The organism is Ectobacillus sp., from assembly GCF_056992975.1.
Window position 1 is genome coordinate 1 of the sequence record NZ_JBXKMX010000125.1, and the last position, 9,290, is coordinate 9,290.

At 35.9% G+C, this 9,290-nt stretch carries 10 protein-coding genes; 3 read left to right on the forward strand and 7 right to left on the reverse strand.

What is annotated here, in order from left to right; genetic code table 11:
* Window positions 1-659, forward strand: a 659-nt coding sequence (locus AC11ZT_RS06245; RefSeq protein WP_484058773.1) for a metal ABC transporter solute-binding protein, Zn/Mn family, incomplete at its 5' end; no start/stop codon positions are given.
* Window positions 660-727: 68 nt separating this feature from the next.
* Here AC11ZT_RS06245 and AC11ZT_RS06250 read toward each other — a convergent pair.
* A complete protein-coding gene (locus tag AC11ZT_RS06250; RefSeq protein ID WP_484058774.1) occupies window positions 728-1,684 on the reverse strand; it encodes a CobW family GTP-binding protein in 957 nt (318 codons plus the stop codon).
* 268 nt (window positions 1,685-1,952) lie between these two features.
* Here AC11ZT_RS06250 and AC11ZT_RS06255 point away from each other — a divergent pair, with 268 nt between their 5' ends.
* Window positions 1,953-2,144 carry a DUF3896 family protein gene (locus AC11ZT_RS06255; RefSeq protein ID WP_484058775.1) on the forward strand — a complete coding sequence of 64 codons (192 nt, stop codon included), beginning with the start codon at window positions 1,953-1,955 and terminating at the stop codon, window positions 2,142-2,144.
* A gap of 52 nt (window positions 2,145-2,196) precedes the next feature.
* Here AC11ZT_RS06255 and AC11ZT_RS06260 read toward each other — a convergent pair whose 3' ends face one another.
* From AC11ZT_RS06260 to AC11ZT_RS06280, 5 genes are all read right to left on the reverse strand, one after another.
* Entirely contained in the window at window positions 2,197-3,441 is a 1,245-nt protein-coding gene (locus AC11ZT_RS06260; RefSeq protein WP_484058776.1) for an MDR family MFS transporter, read from the reverse strand.
* A 63-nt stretch (window positions 3,442-3,504) separates the two neighbouring features.
* Window positions 3,505-3,945, reverse strand: coding sequence for a DUF3939 domain-containing protein (locus tag AC11ZT_RS06265; RefSeq protein WP_484058777.1), 441 nt, complete (start codon window positions 3,943-3,945; stop codon window positions 3,505-3,507).
* Window positions 3,946-4,095: 150 nt separating this feature from the next.
* Window positions 4,096-5,952, reverse strand: a complete 1,857-nt coding sequence (locus AC11ZT_RS06270; protein ID WP_484058778.1) for a PTS fructose transporter subunit IIABC — start codon at window positions 5,950-5,952, stop codon at window positions 4,096-4,098.
* 15 nt (window positions 5,953-5,967) lie between these two features.
* The gene (pfkB, locus tag AC11ZT_RS06275) at window positions 5,968-6,879 is read right to left on the reverse strand and encodes a 1-phosphofructokinase (protein WP_484058779.1); all 912 of its coding nucleotides are present in this window, start codon (window positions 6,877-6,879) and stop codon (window positions 5,968-5,970) included.
* The gene (locus AC11ZT_RS06280) at window positions 6,876-7,628 is read right to left on the reverse strand and encodes a DeoR/GlpR family DNA-binding transcription regulator (RefSeq protein ID WP_484058780.1); all 753 of its coding nucleotides are present in this window, start codon (window positions 7,626-7,628) and stop codon (window positions 6,876-6,878) included. The genes pfkB and AC11ZT_RS06280 overlap by 4 nt, the downstream gene beginning before the upstream one ends.
* A 195-nt stretch (window positions 7,629-7,823) precedes the next feature.
* On the opposite strand from AC11ZT_RS06280, the gene AC11ZT_RS06285 reads away from it, so the two are divergent.
* The gene (locus AC11ZT_RS06285; protein WP_484058781.1) at window positions 7,824-8,861 is read left to right on the forward strand and encodes a YkvI family membrane protein; all 1,038 of its coding nucleotides are present in this window, start codon (window positions 7,824-7,826) and stop codon (window positions 8,859-8,861) included.
* A 64-nt stretch (window positions 8,862-8,925) separates the two neighbouring features.
* Here AC11ZT_RS06285 and AC11ZT_RS06290 read toward each other — a convergent pair.
* The coding region (locus AC11ZT_RS06290) for a DUF3979 family protein (RefSeq protein ID WP_484058782.1) at window positions 8,926-9,290 on the reverse strand (365 nt) is incomplete at its 5' end.

Consider the following 9,290-nt stretch of genomic DNA (forward strand, 5'->3'; position numbering starts at 1 on the left):
CTTTTGTTGACAAAATGATTCAACCACTGCAAAAACAAAATGTAAAACTAGTAGATACTTCAAACGGGGTACCACTTATAAAATACAATGGTCCCGCTGATGAAGATCAAGCAGACGCAAAGAATACGCATACACATGATATGGATCCTCACATATGGCTAGATCCAAAAAATGCTATCATTCAAGCAGAAAATATTAAAAATGTACTTTCAGATATACAACCCGCAAACAAAGATGTATTCGAAAAGAACTTCGAAGATTTAAAGAGTAAACTGGAGAAATTAGATTCACAATTTCGCGATGTTGTAAGCAACGCAAAAACAAAAGAAGTTCTTGTTTCACATGCTGCATACGGTTATTGGGAGCATGAATATGGAATTAAACAAATACCTATTGTTGGACTTTCTTCCTCTGATGAACCTTCTCAAAAGCAGCTCGCAGAAGTTGCAAAAACAGCAAAAGACCATAATATGAAATATATATTATTTGAATCATTTGCAACACCAAAAGTTGCTGATGTCGTGCAAAAAGAAACCGGAACAACGATCCTACGAATGAATCATCTAGCTACGATTTCAGATGCTGATGCCAAAGCAAACAAAGACTATGTGCAGCTTATGCAGGAAAATATTAATACGTTAAAAACCGTTTTACAATAAGAAAAAAGAGACAAAGAAATCGATATACAATTGATTTCTTTGTCTCTTTTTTTCTAAACAATCATTCTTTATTTTTCAAATACACATTTACGAAAATGTTCCTCAAACCACTCTTTATTGAGCCCCTTTCCAATTAAGACAATCTCACTCAAACGCGATTCATCATTCCGCCACTTTCGATCATACGTAGCCGCAAATAACGTATGAACACCTTGAAACACAACGCGCTTTTCTACTTGGTGTACATTTAATATTCCCTTATAACGATATAAGTAATCTCCGAGTTCACTTACAACCGCTGCCATCCATTCATTCACCTTTGTAAAGTCAAGAGGTTTCTCCTCACGCAAAGCAAAAGAAACAATTTCTTCTAAATGATTATGATGATGGGGATGGATGTGCAAGTTTTCTTTCACTTGAAATGTTGATAAGTCCAGCAATGAATGTATGTCCACTTCACAATTAGCTGTATGCATAATAGTCGCAGTAGGATTCATGCTTCGAATGCGTGATGTTATTTTATCTATAGTATCCGTTGTTACTAAGTCCACCTTATTTACTAATATGGTGTCTGCAAAAGCAAGTTGTTCCTTTGCTTCTATACCTTTTTGAAAGTGCTGTTCGATATGAAATGCGTCTACTATCGTTACGACGCCATTAATTTCAAAACTTTGTTGAATCAGTGGGTCAAGAAAGAATGTTTGAATAATAGGACCAGGGTTTGCTAGCCCTGTCGTTTCTATTAACAAACTGTCAAACTCAACATCTTGTTTTTTTACTAGTTGCTTTAAGACAACAAGTAAATCTTCGCGAACGGTACAACAAAGGCATCCATTGGTTAGTGTCACTACTTCTTCATCTGCATGAACAATAAGATCATTGTCGATTCCAATGCTCCCAATCTCATTGACAATAACGGCTATTTTTTGTCCGTGCTGCTTAGCCAAAATACGATTAACTAAAGTTGTTTTACCTGAGCCTAAATAACCAGTAAGTATAGTAACCGGGATTTTTTTTTGATTCATTCCCTTTTCAACTCCTACATCTAGATAAATAAATTCTGATCTATTTTATTTATACAAGAAAAATATTGTAGTATCATTTATCAAATATATCGAAACAAGATTTTTCCTTACCCGTAAGATGGTTCACACACTAAGATTGTAAAAAAAAATCATACACTTTATTCTTAAACAAGTCAAAAAAAATTCAAAATTAAGGAAATAAATTAGCACCATTTACACCTATAATAAAGGTGTAGAAAGAATTTGAAATACTAAGGGGGTTGTTTCCTTGAATAAGTTATACAGCTACCAAGAAATCAAAGATCGATTAGAAGCTCAAAAACAACAACTAGTAGAAAAATTAGAAACCTCTTCCATTACAGAATCGGAACGACAAGATATACAATTAACAATTGATAACTATCAATATATCTTAGATTTAGCAGATATGAATTATTATGAAAGAGGTTTTCAACGCTAAAAAAGAAGAAGGGTCATACCCTTTCTTCTTTTTTTCATTTTTGCTATCACTTCTATTTGACGGCAGGTTTTTCTTTCCCCATCATGGTAAACATAATCCAATATAGACATGCACTCACAAGCGCAAGCATGGCTATTAATATAAAGGTTACCGAATAACCAAGCCATTGTGACACAGGTATAGCAATCGGAGCAACGGTTCTCCCTATAGACCAACGAAGCATAGAAGCAGCAAAATATGAGGCACGCATATTTTCTGGAGCAATTTTAGAAACAAAGCTGTTCTGTATACCCACAACCACAATTTCTCCCAATGTAAATATGGCCATGGCAACAATCATTCCTATTACAGATGATACGTTATCAAATACAAGCATGGATAGACCATATAGTATTGAAGAAAGGATGAAAATTGTTTTTTCACTAAAACGATTAGATAACTTCGTTACAGCAACGGTAAACAATGCTACAAGTAGACCATTTTCCGCAATAATCCAACTAAAGAGGTTTTCACCCGTAATGAAAAAATGGAAAAAAAACTGTCCATGGATAATTTCTTTTATATATACAGCTAATAAGAGATCAATTTGAGTATACGTTTGAGCAATGAAAATTCCAGCAAGGATAAAAACAAAAAAAATACGATCTTGAAAAATAACCTTATAATTACTTACTTGTTCCTTAAGGACAGTAATCCACGATTTATTATTTACTTCTGTATGAATCGGCATCGTTTCACGAATATAAATTTGAAAAATAAAAGCGAGTATCACATTTACAATTGTACTAACAAGTAATAATTCAAAACGGTGTGTAAAGAAAAAATAAGCCCCAATAATAGGACCTGCCACAACGTTTATATTAATTGCAGTATAAAAAACGGCAAATACATTGCTTTGTTTATCTTCTTCTATAGTATCTGAAACCATTGCAGCACTTGCTGGATAATACAGGGATCCCATAATACCAAGTAAAGAGAATGCTATAAAGGTTAATAGCGGTGACTCTAAAACCGATGAATTTGCAAAAGTAAATAGTATAAAAGCAAAACTTTGAACAAATGTACTAATGACCATCATTCTCTTACGTCCATATGTATCCGCTAAGTATCCTCCGAATAAAGTAGCCAACACAGACAGAAACTGAGAGGCAATTAGAAGATAACCAGCCATCTCTTTCCCAAATGAATCGGAAAAATAAATAGCCATAAACGGTAGTAACATCCAGTAAAATAAACCATACAAAGACTCACCGATTAAACGAATTTTTAAATTAAGATTCCATTCTTTCCACTTCACAACTTTTCTCCTCGTTAAAAAGACACCAAAAAAACAATAACTCTGTTTTATCACATATAAGATTTATTTAGGATCAGGTTTACTTGTCACTAAAAAATGTTTCTCAGATATATATAAATCATGCTCTAATTCGTGACCTAAGTACGATCTCAGTTTCATCGAACTAATTTTGCGATCAGAATCCCCATCAATAATTGGGAATGTCTCTTTATCAACTACATATAAATCCACTGCTCGCTGCACAGCATCTATTTCTTTCACAAATAATCTATTTTCCTCTGAATCTTCAAAAACTTCAAGTGTCTCTCTCGTAACTAAGAACGAATTGGTTGGTGTTGCAGGCAAATATGGCTTTAAGATTTTATAGTTTATTGTATAGTCCTCATTTACGAGTACAGTATAAGTAATACGTGTGTTATGCTCAAGAAATTGCGCCATCGCCTGTTCTACTTCTTCCTTCGTAATCTCTCTTTCTTCGCTTACTTGTTTAAAGAAGTGAAACATGACATTCCCTCCCTTTCTTTATCTTTATTGTATCATATATAATTTTTAAATATTAGAAAAAGTATAAAAAGAAGCACTTCGCTTTGGTTTTCAGTCAAAGAAAACACAAAAAAACCGATGCCATTGTAGCATCGGTTTTCTCCTAATTGTTTATCGTTTTTCAACCGGTTTTTTCCAAATACCGAGCATAATTGCTGATACTGCGGATCCGATTAAAATAGCTACCAAGTAAAGAAGTGGATGATTCACAAGCGGGATAACGAAGATTCCGCCGTGCGGTGCTGGTAGTGTAATTCCAAATGCCTCTGTAAGTGCACCTGCTAATGCAGATCCGACAATACAGCTTGCAATAACACGAACTGGGTCAGCTGCTGCGAATGGAATCGCACCTTCTGTAATAAATGAGGCACCCATGATGTAGTTCGTAAGACCTGATTCACGTTCAGCAGCTGTAAATTTATTTTTAAAGAACGTAGTTGCAAGTGCAATACCTAATGGAGGAACCATGCCTCCAGCCATTACTGCTGCGTGCGGGCCAAAATTATTTGATGCAATTGCTGCTAAACCGAATGTAAAGGCTGCTTTATTAATTGGACCACCCATATCGACTGCCATCATACCGCCAAGCAGTAAACCAAGCAAAATTGCGTTTGTTCCACTTAAGCCATTTAACCAAGCTGTTAAAGATTTATTGATAAATACAACTGGATCATTAATCACTAATACCATAATCAAACCTGTAATCATTACACCGAACAACGGATACAATAGAACTGGTTTAATACCTTCTAGTTGCTGAGGAAGACCTGAGAATGCTTTTTTCAACCCTAGAACAACATAACCTGCAAGGAAACCGGCAATCAAACCACCCAAGAAACCAGCGCCAGCTTGTGCTGCCAAGTAACCACCAACCATACCTGGTGCAAACCCTGGACGATCTGCAATACTACTTGCAATAAACCCTGCTAATACCGGTACGATGAAGAAGAACGCTCCTGTACCGCCACCAATTTTCATTAATGTTGAAGCAATCGGCCCTTCTGCATGAATTCCGCCGAATGCAAATGCAAGTGCGATTAAAATACCACCGCCTACAACGAATGGTAGCATATTTGATACACCACTCATTAGATGCTTATAAATTCCTGTACCACTTCTTTTTTCTGTTTTTTCACTAGAACCACTTGCTTTGTAAAGAGGTGCATCCTGAGAAACAGCACGATTTAATAGCTCTTCTGGCTTACGAATCCCTGCTGCAACTGGAACTTCAATAACATGTTTTCCAGCAAAACGATCCATATCCACTTTCTTGTCTGCAGCTACAATAATCGCAACGGCATCACGAATTTCTTCGTCAGTTAACTTATTTTTCACTCCAGTAGATCCGTTCGTTTCTACTTTGATTTCAATACCCATTTCTTTCGCTTTATTCTTTAAAGAATCGGCTGCCATATACGTATGAGCAATACCAGTCGGACATGCAGTAACCGCTAGTACTTTCCCTTTTGATTCCACAGCACTACTTTCTTCTGCTTTTTCTTCTTCTTCCACTTGTTTTTCTTTCTCATCAATATAGCGAATCACATCTTCCGGCGTTTGCGCTGAAAGTAATTTCGTACGAAAAGCCGTATCCATTAAGAATGTAGAAAGCCGAGATAACGTTTCTAAATGGGTGTTGTTTGCGCCTTCACTTGCTGCAATCATAAAAAACAAGTGGGAAGGTTGTCCATCTAATGCGTCATAGTCAATCCCTGCTTCTGATTTACCAAAGCAAATGGCTGGAGTTTTAACTGCAGCTGTCTTAGCATGTGGAATTGCAATCCCTTCTCCTATACCAGTTGTACTTTGAGACTCACGCTTTAAAATGGCTTCCTTGTATTTTGCCTTATCATTTAATCTTCCGCTACTGGCAAGCTTGTTAACAAGCTCGTCGATTGCTTCAAACTTTGAAGTTGCTTTTAAATCAATAATAATTGTATCTTTTTTAAGTAATTCAGTAATTTTCATTCTACTCCCTCATTTCTATAGAGTTTTTATTGTAACTTGTGACAAGAGTTCTTCTATTTTTTCTTTCGTTGCTAAATCGGATGAAAAAGCAGTCGCACTACCCGTTGCAACCCCAAAACGAAAAGATTCTGTCACATTCTTTGTTTTTACATAAGTTCCCAGAAAACCAGCTACGAGTGAATCTCCAGCTCCTACGGAATTTACTACTGTTCCCTTTGGTACATTTGCAACGTAGCTTTCTTCCTTTGTAAGAAGAAGAGCACCCTCACCAGCCATCGAAACTACGACATGTTCTGCACCCATCTCAATCAGCTTTCTTCCATATTTTGCAGCATCTTGAACAGAGGTGATTGAAACGTCAAACAAGTCTCCTAATTCATGGTGATTTGGCTTAATAAAAAACGGGTGAAAAGCAACAACATCAAGTAACGTTTTCCCACTTGCATCAACCGCTACCTTAACCCCGCGTTCCAAACATTTTTCCGTTACCAACTTGTAAAATGTACTTGGTAGGGAATACGGAATACTTCCTGCTAGAACAAGGATGCTATCATTGGGAATGCTGTTAATTTTATCAATTAGCTCATTCAGCTGTGCTTCTGTAATATCTGGACCTTTTCCGTTTATTTCGGTTTCTTTTTGAGATTTTAATTTAATATTAATGCGTGAATCACCATTTACCATTACAAAGTCTGTTTGTACTTTTTCTTTTTCCAATTCTAATTGAATAAATCCACCTGTAAATCCTCCTAGAAAGCCTAGTGCCTTTGTAGGAACATCTAATCGATGTAAGACGCGAGAAACATTAATTCCTTTACCGCCTGGATACTTTTCTTCAGAATCAACTCGGTTTACCTTGTTTTCTTCAAACTGGTCAACGCGAATTACATAATCTACTGAAGGATTTAATGTTACTGTATAAATCATATATTCACGACCTTTATTGTTGTTTTTTGCATAAAGGATGCGAGTTCTTCATCCTCCATCTGTGTAGTAATAATAGTTGCTGCTGATAAATCTGCAATTTTCACAAAAGATACTTCTGAAAATTTCGATGGATCTGCTACTACATAACTAGTATTTGATAAATCTAATGCTGTTTTCTTTAGCAATGCTTCCTCTGGGTCAGGCGTTGTATATCCATGGACCGGATGTACACCATTGGTCCCTAGAAAGCAAATGTCAAAGCGAAATTTCAATAACGTTTCTAATGCTGTACTTCCTACTAGCGCTCTTGTATTACTTTTCATCATGCCGCCAATTAAATAGGCACGTATATTAGATTGTACCAACGCTTCAATATGCATAAGACCATTTGTCACAACAGTAATATCTTTACCACTTATATAGGGAATTATTTCATATGTTGTACTACCTGCATCCAAATAGATACAAGTTCCATCCTCTATTAAAGATGCAGCATAATGACCGATTAATTTCTTTTCTTGAATGTTCTTGAACGTTTTTTCGCTCATGCTAAGTTCTTTTCCCTTTGCTTGCAATGATGAGGCACCGCCATGAACACGCTTTAAATAATTTTTCTGTTCAAGTAGAATCAAATCTCTTCGAATAGTTGATTCAGATGAATCAGTAGATTCTATAAGATCTTGTAGCTTAACAATCCCTTGTTTCTTTACTAAATCTAAGATGATTTGATGTCTTTCTTCTGTTAACAACTTTGCACCTCCTCATAGCCTTATCATACAGAAAGCCCTTTCATTTTACAATCAAAATCATTTATTTTCTTTCAAAAAAAATCAATATCGTTCACAATTCATTCAAACGTGCATGCTTATTCATTTATTTCCCATACTTCTAAACTTGCACAAGTATTCATATAAATTAGGTGACAAGCAAGAAAGGATGATGGCATGAACGAGCAACAATGGAAAACGACGAAGCGAGTTGCGGCAACATATATAGGAACCGTTGTAGGCGCTGGATTTGCAACCGGGAGAGAAATTGTTGAATTTTTCACAGTTCATGGTACATATGGAACCATTGGGATTCTACTAAGTGGAATATTATTTATTACAATCGGAACAAAAATGATGATATTAGCATGTAAAATTCGGGCGTATTCCGCACAGGAATTCAATATATATTTATTCGGTAATATTGCAGGAAATATTGTAAATGCAATGCTTCTTTTCATTTTACTTAGTGTCACGAGTGTTATGCTTGCCGGGGCAGGCGCAGTGTTTGAAGAACAATTGAGACTTCCTCGGCAGCTTGGAATTGTACTGACTATCATTGCTTGTATTCTTATTCTATCGCGCGGATTACAAGGGGTATTCGAGGTGAATTCTCTTGTTGTGCCAATCATGATGATCTTTATTATTGGCCTCTACTGTACAACTCTATCCAATACATGGACGACTACTCTTCTTTCCTTTCCTGATGAGAGTTGGAATATAAAGTGGTTTACAAGTCCCATCACCTATGTCGCCATGAATCTAGCCCTTGCACAAAGTGTTCTCGTTCCATTGGCTTACGAAGTAAATGATGAAACTGTCATGAAATGGGGTGGAATATTTGGCGGGCTTGGTTTATTCCTAATCTTACTATGTAGTCAACTAGCCATTTTAACCGTCGATCAATTTTATGAGTATAGCATACCTATGGCGGAGGTCGTTCGAAACTTCAACTCAGTCTTTCATTTTTTCTTTGTTCTTATTATTTTTGGCGAGGTATTTACAACACTAATTGGAAATATATACGGTATGACAAAACAATTACAATCCATGACAAGGCGGCGCAGCAATAGCTATATATACATCATACTTTTAGTAGCTTATCTTATCAGTTTTATTAACTATAGCCATTTATTGCATATTTTATATCCATTAATTGGTTGGGTTAGCATTATCCTACTTCCACTTATCGCCATCAAGAAAGTGGAACATTAGATATGTAAAAAAAAAGACAAGTACAATTCTGTACTCATCTTAATTCATAAGTAAGTAGTACCTACTATTCGCAATCCTCACAAACTTCCCAATACATTGTAAATTGGATAGAGAAAGGAGGTTTTACATTAACTTTCAGCATCCGACTAGGCATACGTTCAAGCACAAATTGAATACTTTCTTCGTCTTCATCTTTTATAACTGTAACCTTGCTAATTGGTATCCTTTGAACATCCACAAGGGGGATTCCATCACTATAGAGAGAAAGCTTTACTTCATCTTCATCATTATACTGAATAGATAGTGTTCTTCCTACTGCTACCTCTTCGTCTTGAATTGCATACTGATTATCTTTCTCGACTAGATAATAGGAATGAAATCCACGATTATCTATACTTACACTTTTTTTAAAAAATGCTTGTAATGTTT